Raw genomic sequence first — 14,965 nt, forward strand, 5'->3', positions numbered from 1 at the left:
CATCAACGTTTAAGAACAACATGCAATCAACCCTTCGGCAGCCCCGCGTCGCGCTTGGCTGGATCGTGTTCCTCGCGATCGCCGTCGTCGGACTCTTCTATGTGAAGTGGTTTCCGTATTACAACCGCGCGTTCGTCGCCGCTAGCCAGCACTCGATCGGCAAGTCGATTCTGATGGGCACCTCGGCGAGCGCACCGGAGGCGTCGTGGCAATCCGCCATCGACTATGCACTCGCCTACGGTAAGGCGATCTGGCAGGCAATGGTGCTGGGTCTGCTGCTCGGTTCGGCCGTCCAGGCGCTGATTCCGCCGCAATGGGTCGCACGCGCGCTCGGCCGCAGCGACTTCAGCAGTGTCGTGAAAGGCGGCCTGATGTCGTTGCCCGGCATGATGTGCACATGCTGCGCGGCGCCGGTCGTCGCGGGACTGCGCGCACGCGAGGCCGCACCCGGCGCGGCAATCGCATTCTGGCTCGGCAATACCGCGCTGAATCCGGCCACGCTGGTTTTCATGGGCTTCGTGCTCGGCTGGCAGTGGATGGGTCTGCGGCTCGCGCTCGGCCTCGTCATGGTGTTCGGGCTTGGCTATCTGGTGAACCGCATGGTCACGCCGACGGAAGCCGAGGCGTCGCGCGAAGCCATCGCGCAATTCGTCGCCGAGGACGAATCGGGCACCGCCTTCACGCGCTGGGTCAAAATCCTCGGCTCGATGACGCTGCGTCTCGTGCCCGAATACATCGTGCTCGTGCTGATTCTCGGCGCGGCGCGCGCGTGGCTCTTTCCGCACATCGGGCCGGATATCGACAACAGCGTGCTGTGGATCGTTGCGTTGTCCATCGCCGGCACATTGTTCGTGATTCCGACGGCGGGCGAAGTGCCCATCATTCAGGCCATGCTGTCTTTCGGCATGGCCGCCGGCCCGGCTGGCGCACTGCTGATGACGCTGCCCCTGATCAGCGTGCCGTCTATGGCGATGCTCGGGCGCTCGTTCCCGAAGCGCGTTCTGACCGTCGTGGCGTTGGCTGTGGTGATCTGCGGCGTGGTAAGCGGCCTGCTCGCGGCGGCCTTGAGGTTCTGAGGTTCTAATGAAAAAGCTTGCGGTGTTTACGCTCGCCTCGTGGTCGGCGGCGGCGCTTCTCTACTTCGGCCAACACTCGGTGGCGCTGATCGCCGTGACGGGCGTTCTAGTGCTGGCGAGCTTCGATCTGCTTCGTCCTTGAAGCAACGCTAGAAGCCCGTTATCGAAGCTCGTTGCGGCGGCCGTGTTTTATGCGCGGCCGCTTCTTCATGCAACGTCTATCAGTTCGAACGCAGCGCCGCTGCTTCGAGCGTCATGCGGCGGCGCGCGCCGATCAGAGCGGCAATGCCGGTGCCTATTCCCAAGGTGAGCAGACAGGCGGTCGGCACCAGCATGGGCGCAATCTGACTGTGCGCTGCCTTGCCGACATACGGCATCAGGTTCTGTCCCGCGAAGCCGCCCAGATTTCCGATCGCATTGATCGCCGCGACGCTCGCCGCAGCGCGCGCGCCCGAGAAGAAGCGCGGCGGCAGCGACCAGAAGCATGGATACAGCAATGGAATGCACGCTCCGCCGAAGCACAGCGCTGCAAAGCGCAGCGTTGCAGTCGGCAGCACGAGGCTCGATGCGAAGCACACCACGCCGATGCCCGCCACCATGCTCATCGCCTTCAACACCAGACGCTCGCGCTTGAGCTTGCCCGGCAGCCACAGCAGCAGGAGCGTGGCAAGCGCCCACGGAATCATGTTGAGCACGCCATTGAGCGACGACGACACGCCGTCGCTCTTCAGCAGAGTCGGCATCCAGTACGTCACACCGTAGAGCGACGTCGACATCAGCATGTAGGTCGCCGCGAACATCAACACCCTGGGATCGAGCAGCGCGGCCCACGGACGGGTCGCCTTCGCATGGTCGGACGCTTCGCGTTTGAGCGCGGCGAGCACCACTTCCTTCTCGCGCGGCGAGAGGAACGGCGCCTCGCTCACCGAATCCGGCAGGTATCTGAGCGCGACAAAGGCAACAATCACAGCGGGCAGACCGGTCGCGATGAACACCCACTGCCAGCCCGCGAAGCCCCACGTCCCGCCGAGCGTAAGCAGGAGCCCGCCGATCAGCGAGCCGAGCATGTTCGCGAGCGAGCTGCCGAGCGTGAAGAAACCCAGCACCTTGGTGCGGTAGCTCTGCGGAAACCATTGCGTGAGGTAGTAGATGACGCCCGGATAAAACCCGGCTTCAGCGACGCCCAATGCAAAACGGAACGAATAGAACACCGGCAGCGAACGGGCAAACGCCATCAATACCGTAACGACGCCCCACGTCATCATGATGCGCGCAAGCCAGGCGCGCGCGCCGAAGCGATGCAGCGCGAGCGTGCTCGGCACCTCGAACAGCAGATAGCCGATGAAGAACAGCGACGCGCCCAGGCCGTAAGACGCTTCGGTCATGCCGAGCGCGTGCACCATCTCCAGTTTGGCGAAGCCGACGTTCTGCCGGTCGATGAACGAAATCAGAAACATGACGATGAGAAGCGGCATTAACCGCCACGCCATCTTCTTCATGACCTGCTGCTCGAATGCGAGTTCGTTGGACATGCTTTCTCCGCTGCCGCGTCCCACGGCGAAAATTGATACAGTCATATATATGATTGTATGAATCGTAGACTGACGCCATGGGGTGATACCCGCATAGCGTGAGTGGACGCGAGGCTCGCCTCGGGCCGCCTCGCTTCAGGAGAAAGACGCCGAAGCCGCGTTTAGCGGATTTCGACCTGATACTGGAAGGTATCGGCCGCGCCGCGTGTGCTGCGCCATTCGAACGGCGCGCCGGCGAAGTCGGAGGCCACGCGGTGGACCAGAATAACCGGGCTGCCGGTTTTGATGCGAAGCAGCGTGGCCGTTTCGGCGGTAGCCTGTTCGACACGGAGAATTTCCGTCGCCGAGGCCACCATCTGTTTGCACAGCCTTTCGTAGAGCGGGTACAGCAGGTCTTCGAATTGATCGAGCGGCAAGGTGGCGAGCGCCTCGAAGCGCGCGCGCGGCAGCCAGATTTCCTCCGCGAGGACCGTTCGCCCTTCGATCATGCGTACGCGCGACAGATGAATCGCTTTTTCCGACGCCTTCATTCGCAGCGCGTCGCGGATCTCTTCGGTCGGTTTGACGATCTCGCGCTTGAGCACGCGCGCCGTAGGACGCACCGGCTGGCCGTCGCGCGAGACAAAGCGAAAGAAGCGGAACAGAGACGAGTCGAAGCGCGGCCGCCGCACGAACGTGCCCTTGCCCTGCGTTCGCGTCAGCACGCCGTCGCTTACGAGCAGATCGATCGCCTTGCGCACCGTGCCCGTCGAAACGTTGTAGAACTGGCCGAGTTCGGCCTCGGTGGCGATGGCCTCTTCGGGCGCCCACTCGCCGGCGGCAATGCGGCTGACGAGATCGTCGCGCAACTGCTGATAGCGGGGCAGCCGGTCATCTGGCTTGGACACGAAAGACGCCGTATTCATGAATTCATACAGTTATACAGAGAAGTAACTACTGTACCGCATCGCCTCAGTCAGGGGCGAGCAAGGGTTATTACCCAATGACCAGGCGTCCAATTAAGCGCAATATTCATACAGTCATATATATGAATACATGAATACTGGGCACGAACAACGGACGGAGATGGCCATGTTCAGGTGGTACAAAGAAAGTACGCCAGTGGAGCGCAACACCTTCTGGGGCTGTTTCGCAGGATGGGGGCTCGATGCGCTCGATGTGCAGATGTTCACGCTCGCCATTCCGGCGATCATCGCGGCGTACGGCATCGGTCACACGCAGGCGGGCGCGATCAGCGGCGTCACGCTGATTTCGTCCGCGCTCGGCGGCTGGATTGCGGGCGCGCTGTCGGACCGCTTCGGCCGCGTGCGCACCTTGCAGATGACGATTCTGTGGTTTGCCGGCTTCACCTTCCTGTGCGCGTTCGCGCAGAATTTCCCGCAACTGCTGGTGCTCAAAGCGCTGCAAGGCTTCGGCTTCGGCGGCGAATGGGCTGCGGGTGCGGTGTTGATGGCGGAGACCATCCGCAACGAACATCGCGGCAAGGCGATGGGCGCGGTGCAAAGCGCATGGGCCGTCGGCTGGGGCGCGGCGGTGCTGGTCTACGCCGCGGTGTTTTCATGGCTGCCGGCAGACAACGCGTGGCGTGTGATGTTCGCAGTCGGCTTGCTGCCCGCCGGCCTCGTGCTGTTCGTGCGGCGCAATCTGAAGGAGCCGGTACGCGCGGCGTCGGCAGAGGCCGGCGCCGTGGCCAAGGTGTCCGCGCCGGGTCAGATCCTTCAGGTATTCCAGCCGCGCGTGCTGCGAACTACGATCATCGGCGCGGTGCTCGGTACGGGCGCTCACGGCGGTTACTACGCGATCATGACGTGGCTTCCCACATTCCTTGCCAAGGAGCGGCATCTGTCCGTGTTGAACACGGGCGGCTACCTCGCGGTCGTGATCGCCGCGTTCTGGTGCGGCTGCATGCTGAGCGCCTATCTGCTCGATCGCATCGGTCGCCGTCGCAACATTGCGTTGTTCGCTTTCTGCTGCATCGTCACGGTGCTCGCCTACGTCATGCTGCCGTTAACGAACACGCAGATGCTCGTGCTCGGTTTTCCGCTCGGCCTCTTCGCCGCGGGCATTCCCGCGAGCCTCGGCCCGCTTTTCAATGAACTCTATCCCGCCGACATGCGCGGCACCGGCGTGGGCTTTTGCTACAACTTCGGGCGCATCGCGTCCGCAGGTTTTCCCGTGCTGGTCGGCTACATGAGCCACTCGATGTCGCTCGGCGCGGCCATCGGCATCGACGCGGCCATCGCATACGGGCTGGCCATGATCGCCGTGCTGCTGCTTCCGGAAACGCGCGGCAAGCGTCTGCGTGGCGCAGCGCCGGAGCAGTCCGCCAACGGCACGCGCAGCACCGACGCCGCTCATCTCACTCTGAATCCTCCGCGTAGTTGAACATGAACGCATCTGCATCCTCAATTCCGTTTGCACAAAGTGGCGTCGACGCGCACGCGCACGTCTTCGAGCGAGGCCTGCCCCTGAGTGGCGACCGGCGCTACGCGCCCGCGTACGACGCAACACTGGACGACTATCTGCCGCTCCTTAACGCCCACGGAATGAGCCATGCGGTGCTCGTGCAGCCGAGCTTTCTCGGCACGGACAACCGCTATCTGCTGCAGGCCTTGTCCGCTCAGAGCCAACGCCTGCGCGGCGTCGCCGTGGTCGCGCCGGATATAGCCGAATGCGAACTGACGGAGATGCATGAGCGTGGCGTAACGGGAGTTCGCCTGAACCTGATGGAACAGTCGCTGCCTGAACTCGGCACAAAGCCGTGGACAGCGCTGCTCGACAAGGTGGTGCGGCTCGGCTGGCATGTCGAGCTGCACAGAAACGCAGCCGATCTCGCGCCGTTGATCGACCGTCTGCTCGAGCGCGGCGTGCGTGTGGTGGTCGACCATTTCGGCCGGCCCGAGCCGGCTTTGGGCACACACGATAGCGGCTTCAAGGCGCTGCTCGCTTATGGCAAGACAGGGCGCGTGTGGGTCAAGGTGTCGGGCGCGTATCGCTGCACGGTGCCAGGCTCGCGCTTCGTTGCGGACGCAACGAGGCAATTGATCGACCACTTCGGCGCGGAACGTTTGATGTGGGGCAGCGACTGGCCGCACACGCAATATGAAACGGTGACGAGTTATGGAGACACTTTGTCGACGCTGCTGAAGCTCGACCTTGGAGCACACGCGCTGGACGCGATTCTTCGCACGACGGCGTTGCAGTTCTATGCATTCGAGCTCGAATCTGCCGCGCACGATGCACAAGCACCAGGCGCCGCTCTGCAACGCGCGACTTGAGCTTGATTCGAACGGGGCGAGGAACTGAAGAAACTGCTTTGACAGGACAGTAGACGAAAGCGAAGCCGCTTTCGTCTACGTCACCGATGCGTTGGTAGGCTCGATTGGATTCGAACCAACGACCCCCACCATGTCAAGGTGGTGCTCTAACCAACTGAGCTACGAGCCTGTAGAGGCGCGAATTATAGAGAGTCTCTCGCAACTGCACAAGAGCCGCGCGGCATTCATGCGATAGGCGCTCGCGGCGCTCAGTGCGCCGGATTCCATTCGGCTTGCGCGTCAAGCGGAAAGACCGGGCGCTTCACGTTTTTGAAAGCGAAGAGCGCATAGTCGGAGCTCGTCACGCCGCGGCTATCGCACTCCACGAGCCCCGCCGAAATCGGCACGAACACCGGGCGGCAATACATGCGCGACTTGAGCAGCAGAAAGCGCGCGCGACGCGGGTCGATGCCGACGCTTTCGAATACACCGAGGTCCCACGGTTCATGCGTGTGCTCGGTCACGACCAGTTTCACCGTGCCGGTGTCGAGCACCGCGGCGCGGCCCATGTGGGCGCGTTGTCCTGTGTAAGTGGGGCCGCTGATCACGTACTCGCCGTCGGTCAAAGCGCGCACTACACCGGTCATCGCAACGGGTGCACGCGACGCCACTACGCTGCTCTCTACCTTGTTGCCGATCGTGATGGTGATCGTGCTGCCGACGCCCGCGGCCATCAACGCGGCCACCGCCTGAGGATCGCACAACGGCCCGATGACGATGCCGTCGAGATTCTGCGCAAGCGCTTCTTCTAGCAGATCCATGCGGTCGCACGTGCCGCCCGACATGCAGTTGTCGCCATGATCGAGCAGCAATACGGGCTTGTCGGCGCCCTTAACGAGCGCGGCGGCTTGTGCGACCGACTCCGCGAGCGGCGCGCTGCGATAGACGAAATCTTCGCGTTCGTTCCAGATTTGCCGCGCGATGCGCTCCGCCACCGCGTCCGCTTGCGCGCGATCTCCGTTGCCGACCACCACGACGCTGATGCACGGCGCCTCGATATCCGCGAGCGAAAAACCGGACAGCACGGAGACCGCGAGCATGCCCTCGGCCTCGGCGGCGCGAGCGGCGTCCACGGCGCGCTTCATCGCGCCCTCGGCCGTCGCACTGCGCAACGTGTGCGTGAGCAGCGGCGGCTGACACCACGCAAGCACGGGCTGCGCGTCGCCATGCATGAGAGTGAACAGCAAACGCGCAGCGTGCGCGCCGGTTTCATACATATCGACGTGCGGATACGTCTTGAAGCTGACGATCACGTCTGCGTTGTCGATCATCTTTTGCGTGACGTTGCCGTGCAGGTCCAACGCGACGGCAATTGGCGCAGTGGGCAACACGGCGCGCACGCGTTCGAGCAGATCGCCTTCGCCGTCGTTCGAATTCTCCGCGACCATCGCGCCGTGCAGATCGAGCATCACGGCATCGCAGCCCGGCGCGGCGGCAAGAATCGCGGCGCAAATCGTGTCGTACGCGGCCGCTTCGACGGGTCCGCTCGGATTCGCCGCCGCCGAAACAGGCGTCACGATCTGCGCGCCCTCGCGCTCCGCGGCGTCGATAAACGCGGCCATTGCCGTCTGCATGCCCTTGTTGTCGTGGTACGCGTCGTCGCCGAAACTCGGGCCGGGGTTCGCGCCGTTCTGACCAAAAGCGGACAACGGCGTGGCCACCGGCGAAAACGTGTTGGTCTCGTGATTGATCCGTGCGATCAGGATTTTCATGCGCTCGAGCCCTCCGGTAGCGGCGCTCTCTGCGCTCTCTGCACTGTCTGCACGTTTTGCGCCGCGTTCAGCATTGCATGCAGCAGCACATTGCAGCCGGCTTCGAGATGATCCGCGCGTGCGTCTTCGATCTCGTTGTGGCTGATGCCGTCCTTGCAGGGCACGAAGATCATCGCGGCGGGCGCGACGCGCGCGAGATAGACGGCGTCGTGGCCCGCGCCGCTGATCACGTCCATTGACGAAAGGCCCAGCATGTCGGCGCTTTTCTTCACGGCGGCCACCAGCTCCGACGCGAACGGTTGCGGCGCAAAGTACACGACTTGCTCGATGGCAACCTCGATGCCCACCTGTTTGCCGGCGGCGTCGCACGCCTCGCGCAAAGCGCGGTCCATCGCGGTGAGGGTCGCGTCGTCGGCGGCTCGCAGGTCGACCGTCAGCTTGACGCGGCCTGGGATCACATTGCGCGAGTTCGGATGCACGTCGACCCAGCCGACCGTGCCGCGGCCATGCGGCGCGTGGTCGAGCGCGATGCGGTTCACCGCGTGAATCAGATCGGCGGCGACGAGCAGCGCATCGCGGCGCAACGCCATCGGCGTGGGTCCAGCATGCGCTTCCATGCCCTGCACCGTGACGTCGTACCAGCGCTGGCCAAGCGCGCCTTGCACGATGCCGATGGTCTTGTCATGCGCCTCCAGCACCGGGCCCTGCTCGATGTGCGCCTCGAAATACGCGGCAACGGTATGCGGCTTTCTGTTTTCGCCGACGTAGCCGATAGCCACCAGCGCGTCGCGCACCGAGATGCCGTCGTGGTCGCACTGAACGAGCGCATGCTCCAGCGTGAAGGCGCCGGCGAACACACCGGAACCCATCATCACCGGAACGAAGCGCGAGCCCTCCTCGTTGGTCCACACCGCCACTTCCAGGGGCGCGAGCGTGGTCACATTCGCATCGCTCAATGTGCGCAGTACTTCGAGGCCCGCGAGCACGCCGTAGTTGCCGTCGAACTTGCCGCCGGTCGGTTGCGTGTCGATGTGACTGCCTGTCATGACAGGCGGCAGGTCGTCGCGCAAACCCGCGCGGCGGGCGAAGATATTGCCGATCGCGTCGACGCGTACCGTGCAGCCGATTTCCTTCGCGCACGCGACAAACCGGTCACGCGCGAGGCGATCCAGTTCGCTGAGCGCGAGTCGGCAAACGCCGCCCTTGTCTGTCGCGCCGATCTGCGCGAGTTGCATGAGGCTGTTCCAAAGCCGTTTGCCGTCGACGCGCAAACAGGCAAGCGCCTCGCCGCGTTGAGAGTCATGAGCTTGCATCAATGCTTCCTCATAGTGAAGTCGGGCGCGGGCTCAGACTACGCCGACGCCGAGATAGCGGTCCTTGATCGAATCGTCGGCGGCGAACGACGCATTGTCGCCCGAATAGACGATCGCTCCCTGTTCGATGATGTAATGGCGATCCGCCAGTTGCGTGCAGACCTCGAGGTTCTGTTCGACGAGCAGAATAGCGACGCCGGCCTCGCGAATGAGCTTCAGTTGCGCGACGATTTCTTCGACGATCACCGGCGCGAGACCTTCCACCGGCTCGTCCAGCATCAGCAGACGCGGATGATTCATCAGCGCACGGCCGATGGCGAGCATCTGCTGTTCGCCGCCCGACAATTGTCCGCCGCCGTTCGTGCGCCGCTCCTTGAGCCGCGGAAAAATGCGGTAGATGTCGTCGAGCTGCCACGGCGAATGTTTGCGCGCGCCGAGCCGCAAGTTCTCTTCGACGCTGAGCAAACGGAAAATGCCGCGATGCTCGGGCACGAAGCACACGCCGCGCGATGCGATTCTGTGCGGCTGCAGTCCGCTTATCGTCGTGCCGTTGAACGTCACGCGGCCGTTCTTCGGCGCGACGATGCCGGCAATCGCCTTCAACGTGGTGGACTTGCCCGCGCCGTTGCGTCCGAGCAGCGTGACGGTCTCGCCCTCGCCGATCTGCAAGGAAATGCCTTGCAGTATGTGACTTTTGCCGTAGAAGCCGTGAATGTCCTGCACGTCGAGAATCATGCGCGGCCTCCGGTGATCATGTTGCCGAGATAGGCGCTACGCACGCGCTCGTCCCCGCGAATCTCGTCGGGCCGCCCTTCCACCAGCACGCGCCCTTGCTGCATGACGGTGATCGTGTCGGAGATGTCCATCACGATGCCCATGTTGTGCTCGATCAGCACGACGGTGTAGTCGTCGCGCAGACCGCGGATCAATTGCTTCATATCGTCGAGATCGTCGATGCCCATGCCGGACGTCGGCTCGTCGAGAAAGATCGCCTTGGGCCGCGCGGCGAGCGCCATGCCGACTTCGAGCCGCCGCTGCTGACCATGCGACAGCGCTCCCGCCGCAACTTCGCTGAAGCGCTGCAACGCGAGGCGTTCGAGCACACTATCGACGGTATCCGTGTGTGCCAATGCGCCGCGCGGCGGCGCCCATGCATTGAGCGCACGCACGGAGTCGACACCTTGTGCGGCAAGTCGCAGGTTTTCGCGCACGCTCAGGTTGGCGAACAGGCTCGTCACCTGGAACGATCTCGCTATGCCGCCGCGCACGCGCTTGTGATCGGGCTCATGAGTCACGTCGTGGCCGTCGAAGACAATCGTGCCCGCCGTGATCGGCACCGTGCCGGTCAGCACGTGAAAGAGCGTGGTCTTGCCCGCGCCGTTCGGGCCGATCACCGAATGCACCGTGCGCGGCATGATACGCAGGTTGACGTCGGAGAGCGCCGTGAATTTGCCGTAGCGCTTCACCACGCCGCTTGCGTTGAGAATGGCTTCGCTCATGCGCGCTCCTTTGCGGTGTCGTCGCCGGCATTGGCTGCTCGGGTTGCTTGTGCTCCGCGGGCGTCGTCTGGTGGCGCGCGGCGCAGCGCCTGCCAGACGCGCTCGCCGAGTCCCCACAAACCGCGCTGCATGTAGAGGCTCACCGCCATCAGCACGATGCCGAGCAGCAGCAGCCAGCGCGGCCACAGGGTGGACAGCCAGTCGGCAAACAGGACATAGAACGCGGCGCCGAGCACGGAGGCGAACAGATTGCCGGTGCCGCCAATCACCGTGATCACGAGGATCATTTCGCTCGTGTGGTAGTCGATGTTGGAGAGCGGTGCGATGCCCGTCATCAACGCATGCAACGCGCCGGCGAGACCTGTAACCGCGCCGGAGATCACAAACGCCATCAGCTTGAATCGCTTGACGTCATAACCCACAGCTGCGGCGCGTGCTTCGTTGTCGCGGATCGCGAGGAGTGTGCGGCCGAATACGGAGTGCGAGACGCGCATCAGCAGCCAGAATACGACGAGGAACAGCACGGCGACAAATCCGTAGTATTGCCAGGGAGATGCCAACGCAACCAGGTCCTTGCCGAACAACCCGAGCGCAGGACGCGGAATGTCGAGCAGGCCGTTGTCGCCGCCAGTCAGATCGGGCGTCGTATAGGCGAGGAAGTAGAACAGCTGCCCGAAGGCAAGCGTCAGCATGACGAAATAGGTGCCGCGCTGCCTGATCGAAAACCATCCGACGAGCGCGGCCGCCGCCGCGCCGACCACGATTGCCGCCAGCAGCGCGACGGGAACCGGCAACGCGGCTCTCGTCAGCACCAGCCCCGCGCTGTAGCTGCCAAGTCCGAAGAAGATGCCCTGCCCGAATGACAGCAGCCCGGTATGGCCCAGCAGAAGATTGCAGCCCAACGCGGCGAGTGCGAACACGAGCACCTCTGTGGCGAGCGAGCCGGAACGCAGCGTCAACGGCAGAATGCATACCACCAGCAACGCGAGCAGCAGAAAGCGATAGCGGTGCAGTACGAGTGCCGGCGCGCGACCCGATGCGTGCGCAGCGGCTTTGGCGACGGCGGATTTCGATGTATCGATCACGCGGCTCTCCCGAGTAAGCCATTGGGCCGCAACAGAAGCACGGCGGCCATCGCTACATAGATCATCAGGCGGGCGCCCTCCGGCCACAGCGTGCTCATCACGCTCTGCACGATGCCGACCAGGAGGCCGCCCACCAGCGCGCCGAGAAAGTTGCCCATGCCGCCTACCACCACCACGACAAACGCGACGCCGAGCGCCTCGATGCCCATAAAGGGATCGACGCCTCGAATCGGCGCGGCAAGCACGCCGGCGAGCGCGGCGGTCGCTGCGCCGAGTGCGAACACGAGGCTGAACACGCGCAATACGTTGATGCCGAGCAGCGACACCATTTCCGTCGATTCACTGCCCGCCCGCACCGCGCTGCCAAGACGCGTGCCTTCCAGCACCCACCACAGCAATGCGGCGAGCACCGCCGTGAAGCCGATCACGAAGAGGCGGTACTTCGGATAGACGAAACTGCCCCAGATCACCACGCCGTTCAGCAAGTCGGGAACGGGCACGTTGTCGCCAAGCGGTCCCCACGCGAGGATCGCGCATTCCTGCACGACGAGCGCGAGACCGACCGTCACGAGAATATGAAACTCGTGCTGCTGCGCGTAGACGTGCCGCAGAACCAGCTTTTCGACGACCCATGCCAATGCGCCCACTACGACCGGCACGACGACGAGCGCCGTCCAGAAACTCATCGACCACTGCATCGCCTGATAGCAGAAGTACGCGCCGAGCAGATAGAAGGCACCGTGCGCGAAGTTCACGAAGCGCAGCAGGCCGAACACGATCGACAAACCGACCGCGAGCAGGAAGTACAGCATTCCGACTCCAATGCCGTTGACGATCTGCAGTAGATAAACGTTCATGGCCACCGTCTGAAAGTTGAGCGAAACGGGACTGCGTTCATGCGTGCCGCACGGGATGCGCGGCATCGCGGGCTAACGTGTGGTGCGTTTGCGTTTGCGTTGCCTTTGCGCTCGCCGCGATTGCGTTGTGCGTTGTGAGTTGTGCGTCAGGTCAGCTTGCAACCGGTCCGGTCGAGCGGCAGGAACGATTGACCGGAACTGACGATATCCGCGTAGTCGTCGGCGTTTTTCATTTTGTTCTTCGCCTTGCCCTTCAGCAAATAGTAGTTCTTCAGCACCTGATGATCGCCCTTGCGAACCTCTTCGGGACCTGTCAAACCTTCATATTTCATGCCCTCAAGCGCGGCCACAACTTTCTTCGGATCGACATTGCCGGCCTTCACGATGCCGTCCAGCAGAATCTTGGTGCAGATGTACGAGCCTGCAAGGCTGTAGTTGGGATTCGCCTTCAGCGACGCTTGCGTGCGTTTGACGAACTCGCGGTTCAGCGGCGAATCGATCGCGTGCCAATACTGTGCGCCGAAGTAGACGCCGTCGCACAGGTCGGCGCCCAGCGACTCGAATTGCTCGAGACCAGAAGCCCACGCGACCAGAATCGTGCAGTTGTTCTTCATGCCGAAGCTCACGGCCTGGCGAAGCGTATCGGACGATTGCGAGCCGAAGTTGAGGATCAGCAGTACATCCGGCTTTGCGGCAACGGCGTTCGTCAGATAGCCGCTGAACTCTTTTTCGTTCAGCGAGTGATAGCTGTTGCCGACATGCTCGATGCCCTTGTCCTTGAAGACTGCTTTGGCTGCGGATAACAGACCGTCGCCGAACACGTATTGCGGCGTGATGGTGTACCAGCGCCTGGCTTTCGGCAGGATCTGGCTCAGCGGGCGTACCGTCTGTTCGATCGCGCCGTAGGTGGGTACCGACCAGCGGAAAGTGGCGTCGTTGCAGTCCTTTCCTGTGATTTCGTCGGCACCCGCCGTCGTGATGAAAACGCCGCCGGCCTTTTGCACTTCCTTGCCCATCGCCAATGCTTCGGAGGACAAAATACCTCCTGCGAAGAACCGTGCATTCTTTTGCTGCGCGATCTCCTGCACGCGCCGCACCGCCGTCGCCGGCTTGCCCTCGGTGTCGAGCACGGAATAAGCGAGCGGTTCTCCGAGCACCTTGCCATATTGTTCGATGGCGAGCTTCATGCCCAGATCGGCGTACTTGCCGTTAGCGGCGAACGCACCCGACATCGGCACCGGACAGGCGAATTGCACGCTGCCCGCCTGCGCAAGGGCACTTCGTGCAACGAGCGAGCCCAGCGTGCCCGGAACGGCCGACAGCGCGGCCAGCTTCAACATATTTCGGCGATTCAAAATGACGCTCCTTGGAAGAGACACGCACTGAACGACTGCGAAAACCTGCTGGCCGCCGCGAGGTTTTCACCATCCCGGCTCTGTTCTATTTATCATGATAAATAGGTTAGAAGTGATCGTAGGTATAATAAATTCGCGTGTCAATAAGGCAAAATTCCTGGCGTCGATGAAGCAGCCTTCGTGCGGCGGCGGTCGACGTCGGCGTAACACTGATGGTGCAGTACACAAAAAGGGAGTAGTGAACATGGCCATGGATCGAGCCAGGGCTGGCGCCGCGATCGAGATCAAGCAGCAAAAGCGCGGCGATCTGGTCGCGGAGGAGATCAAGCGGTTGATCACGGAGAAGGATTTGAAGCCGGGCGATCGTCTGCCGCGCGAGGTTGAGCTCCAGCAATTGTTTTCGGTGAGCAAGAGCACGATCCGCGAGGCGCTGAAGTCGCTGGAGGTGCAAGGGCTCATCAAGGTGACAACCGGCCCGAGCGGCGGCGGCATGGTGGTCGAAGTGCCGCTGGACCGGACGTTGCAGCTTCTGCAGAACTATCTGTTCTTCAAGGACGTTTCCATCGACGACATTTACACCGTGCGCAAATTGCTCGAGCCGGAGCTTGCGGCGGGCGCGGTGCCGCATCTGACGGAGCAGGATTTCGAGGCGCTCGAGGCGAGCATTGCATGTTGCGACCGGCCGGCCTCGGCCCCCGGCGGCCAGGATATCGTCCGGCAACGTCAGGAGGATGTGAACTTCCACGACATTCTGGCCGCGGCGAATCCTAATCCGTTTCTGCGGTTCAGTTGCGAGCTCATCAACGAGATGATCCGGCAACTAATCGAGTTTCGTAACGATACGCCGCAGGCCGAGCATGAGCGGTTCGGCCAGGCCAACGTCAAGATTCATAAGGCGATCACGAAAGCGGCACGCGAGCGCGATGTCGAAAGAGTGCGCGAGTTGATGACGGTGCATATGACGGAGGCCCCGCGGTACGTGAAGCGGATGAAAGGGAAACTGCGCGGGAGATTGATTCTTGATTCGGAGATCCGTCGGCGGGTGCGGGCACGCAATGTCCCTGCTGCGGACTCGGATGAGGTTGATGGGGTGGACAGCGGGGAGTGATGGACGGGCGGCGGGGTGTTTGTGGAGGCGTGAGTCGACGGATTGCCGGCATGCTGGTTGAGCTTTACTGGCCTTATGGGCTTTGGGGCTTTGGGGCTTTGGGGCTTTGGG

At 62.9% G+C, this 14,965-nt stretch carries 14 protein-coding genes and 1 tRNA gene; 5 read left to right on the top strand and 10 right to left on the bottom strand.

Features of this window, described 5'->3' with window-relative positions; genetic code table 11:
- Positions 1–20 precede the first annotated feature (20 nt).
- A complete protein-coding gene (locus A3AC_RS0128305) occupies positions 21–1,076 on the top strand; it encodes a permease (protein ID WP_025602919.1) in 1,056 nt (351 codons plus the stop codon).
- Positions 1,077–1,083: 7 nt separating this feature from the next.
- A complete protein-coding gene (locus tag A3AC_RS31195) occupies positions 1,084–1,218 on the top strand; it encodes a hypothetical protein (protein ID WP_006049077.1) in 135 nt (44 codons plus the stop codon).
- A 79-nt stretch (positions 1,219–1,297) separates the two neighbouring features.
- Here A3AC_RS31195 and A3AC_RS0128315 read toward each other — a convergent pair whose 3' ends face one another.
- Together A3AC_RS0128315 and A3AC_RS0128320 are read right to left on the bottom strand one after the other, a co-directional pair.
- A complete protein-coding gene (locus tag A3AC_RS0128315) occupies positions 1,298–2,608 on the bottom strand; it encodes an MFS transporter (RefSeq protein WP_025602921.1) in 1,311 nt (436 codons plus the stop codon).
- 161 nt (positions 2,609–2,769) lie between these two features.
- Entirely contained in the window at positions 2,770–3,513 is a 744-nt protein-coding gene (locus A3AC_RS0128320) for a GntR family transcriptional regulator (RefSeq protein ID WP_035476036.1), read from the bottom strand.
- A gap of 166 nt (positions 3,514–3,679) precedes the next feature.
- Here A3AC_RS0128320 and A3AC_RS0128325 point away from each other — a divergent pair, with 166 nt between their 5' ends.
- Together A3AC_RS0128325 and A3AC_RS0128330 are read left to right on the top strand one after the other, a co-directional pair.
- Positions 3,680–4,993, top strand: a complete 1,314-nt coding sequence (locus A3AC_RS0128325) for an MFS transporter (RefSeq protein WP_025602924.1) — start codon at positions 3,680–3,682, stop codon at positions 4,991–4,993.
- Between the two features lie 2 nt (positions 4,994–4,995).
- Positions 4,996–5,886, top strand: coding sequence for an amidohydrolase family protein (locus tag A3AC_RS0128330; RefSeq protein WP_025602926.1), 891 nt, complete (start codon positions 4,996–4,998; stop codon positions 5,884–5,886).
- Positions 5,887–5,978: 92 nt separating this feature from the next.
- Here the strand turns inward: A3AC_RS0128330 and A3AC_RS0128335 are convergent.
- From A3AC_RS0128335 to A3AC_RS0128370, 8 genes are all read right to left on the bottom strand, one after another.
- Positions 5,979–6,055, bottom strand: a tRNA-Val gene (locus A3AC_RS0128335).
- Positions 6,056–6,134: 79 nt separating this feature from the next.
- Positions 6,135–7,637 (bottom strand): M81 family metallopeptidase, encoded by a 1,503-nt coding sequence (locus A3AC_RS0128340; RefSeq protein WP_025602928.1) that lies wholly within the window; start codon positions 7,635–7,637, stop codon positions 6,135–6,137.
- Positions 7,634–8,950, bottom strand: coding sequence for a Zn-dependent hydrolase (locus A3AC_RS0128345; protein WP_025602931.1), 1,317 nt, complete (start codon positions 8,948–8,950; stop codon positions 7,634–7,636). The genes A3AC_RS0128340 and A3AC_RS0128345 overlap by 4 nt, the downstream gene beginning before the upstream one ends.
- A gap of 33 nt (positions 8,951–8,983) precedes the next feature.
- On the bottom strand, positions 8,984–9,685 hold the full coding sequence (locus A3AC_RS0128350) for an ABC transporter ATP-binding protein (protein ID WP_025602933.1): 702 nt from the start codon (positions 9,683–9,685) through the stop codon (positions 8,984–8,986).
- Positions 9,682–10,449, bottom strand: coding sequence for an ABC transporter ATP-binding protein (locus A3AC_RS0128355; protein WP_025602935.1), 768 nt, complete (start codon positions 10,447–10,449; stop codon positions 9,682–9,684). Before A3AC_RS0128355 ends, A3AC_RS0128350 begins: the two co-directional genes overlap by 4 nt.
- Entirely contained in the window at positions 10,446–11,534 is a 1,089-nt protein-coding gene (locus A3AC_RS0128360) for a branched-chain amino acid ABC transporter permease (protein ID WP_025602937.1), read from the bottom strand. The genes A3AC_RS0128355 and A3AC_RS0128360 overlap by 4 nt, the downstream gene beginning before the upstream one ends.
- Positions 11,531–12,391: a branched-chain amino acid ABC transporter permease gene (locus A3AC_RS0128365; protein ID WP_025602939.1), complete on the bottom strand. Its 861-nt coding sequence runs from the start codon at positions 12,389–12,391 to the stop codon at positions 11,531–11,533. Before A3AC_RS0128365 ends, A3AC_RS0128360 begins: the two co-directional genes overlap by 4 nt.
- Before the next feature lie 146 nt (positions 12,392–12,537).
- Positions 12,538–13,746 (bottom strand): ABC transporter substrate-binding protein, encoded by a 1,209-nt coding sequence (locus tag A3AC_RS0128370; RefSeq protein WP_025602940.1) that lies wholly within the window; start codon positions 13,744–13,746, stop codon positions 12,538–12,540.
- Positions 13,747–13,990: 244 nt separating this feature from the next.
- Here A3AC_RS0128370 and A3AC_RS0128375 point away from each other — a divergent pair, with 244 nt between their 5' ends.
- The gene (locus A3AC_RS0128375; RefSeq protein WP_025602942.1) at positions 13,991–14,854 is read left to right on the top strand and encodes a FadR/GntR family transcriptional regulator; all 864 of its coding nucleotides are present in this window, start codon (positions 13,991–13,993) and stop codon (positions 14,852–14,854) included.
- Positions 14,855–14,965 lie beyond the last annotated feature (111 nt).

The organism is Burkholderia sp. WSM2230, from assembly GCF_000472445.1.
Lineage (GTDB): Bacteria > Pseudomonadota > Gammaproteobacteria > Burkholderiales > Burkholderiaceae > Paraburkholderia.

Bases quoted from the DNA above. Each gene is read 5' to 3' on its own strand.
- A3AC_RS0128315 (WP_025602921.1), bottom strand. From the start codon at position 2,608: ATGTCCAACGAACTCGCATTCGAGCAGCAGGTCATGAAGAAGATGGCG.
- A3AC_RS0128365 (WP_025602939.1), bottom strand. From the start codon at position 12,391: ATGAACGTTTATCTACTGCAGATCGTCAACGGCATTGGAGTCGGAATG.
- A3AC_RS0128340 (WP_025602928.1), bottom strand. From the start codon at position 7,637: ATGAAAATCCTGATCGCACGGATCAATCACGAGACCAACACGTTTTCG.
- A3AC_RS0128350 (WP_025602933.1), bottom strand. From the start codon at position 9,685: ATGATTCTCGACGTGCAGGACATTCACGGCTTCTACGGCAAAAGTCAC.
- A3AC_RS0128375 (WP_025602942.1), top strand. From the start codon at position 13,991: ATGGCCATGGATCGAGCCAGGGCTGGCGCCGCGATCGAGATCAAGCAG.
- A3AC_RS0128355 (WP_025602935.1), bottom strand. From the start codon at position 10,449: ATGAGCGAAGCCATTCTCAACGCAAGCGGCGTGGTGAAGCGCTACGGC.
- A3AC_RS31195 (WP_006049077.1), top strand. From the start codon at position 1,084: ATGAAAAAGCTTGCGGTGTTTACGCTCGCCTCGTGGTCGGCGGCGGCG.
- A3AC_RS0128320 (WP_035476036.1), bottom strand. From the start codon at position 3,513: ATGAATACGGCGTCTTTCGTGTCCAAGCCAGATGACCGGCTGCCCCGC.
- A3AC_RS0128325 (WP_025602924.1), top strand. From the start codon at position 3,680: ATGTTCAGGTGGTACAAAGAAAGTACGCCAGTGGAGCGCAACACCTTC.
- A3AC_RS0128330 (WP_025602926.1), top strand. From the start codon at position 4,996: ATGAACGCATCTGCATCCTCAATTCCGTTTGCACAAAGTGGCGTCGAC.
- A3AC_RS0128305 (WP_025602919.1), top strand. From the start codon at position 21: ATGCAATCAACCCTTCGGCAGCCCCGCGTCGCGCTTGGCTGGATCGTG.
- A3AC_RS0128345 (WP_025602931.1), bottom strand. From the start codon at position 8,950: ATGCAAGCTCATGACTCTCAACGCGGCGAGGCGCTTGCCTGTTTGCGC.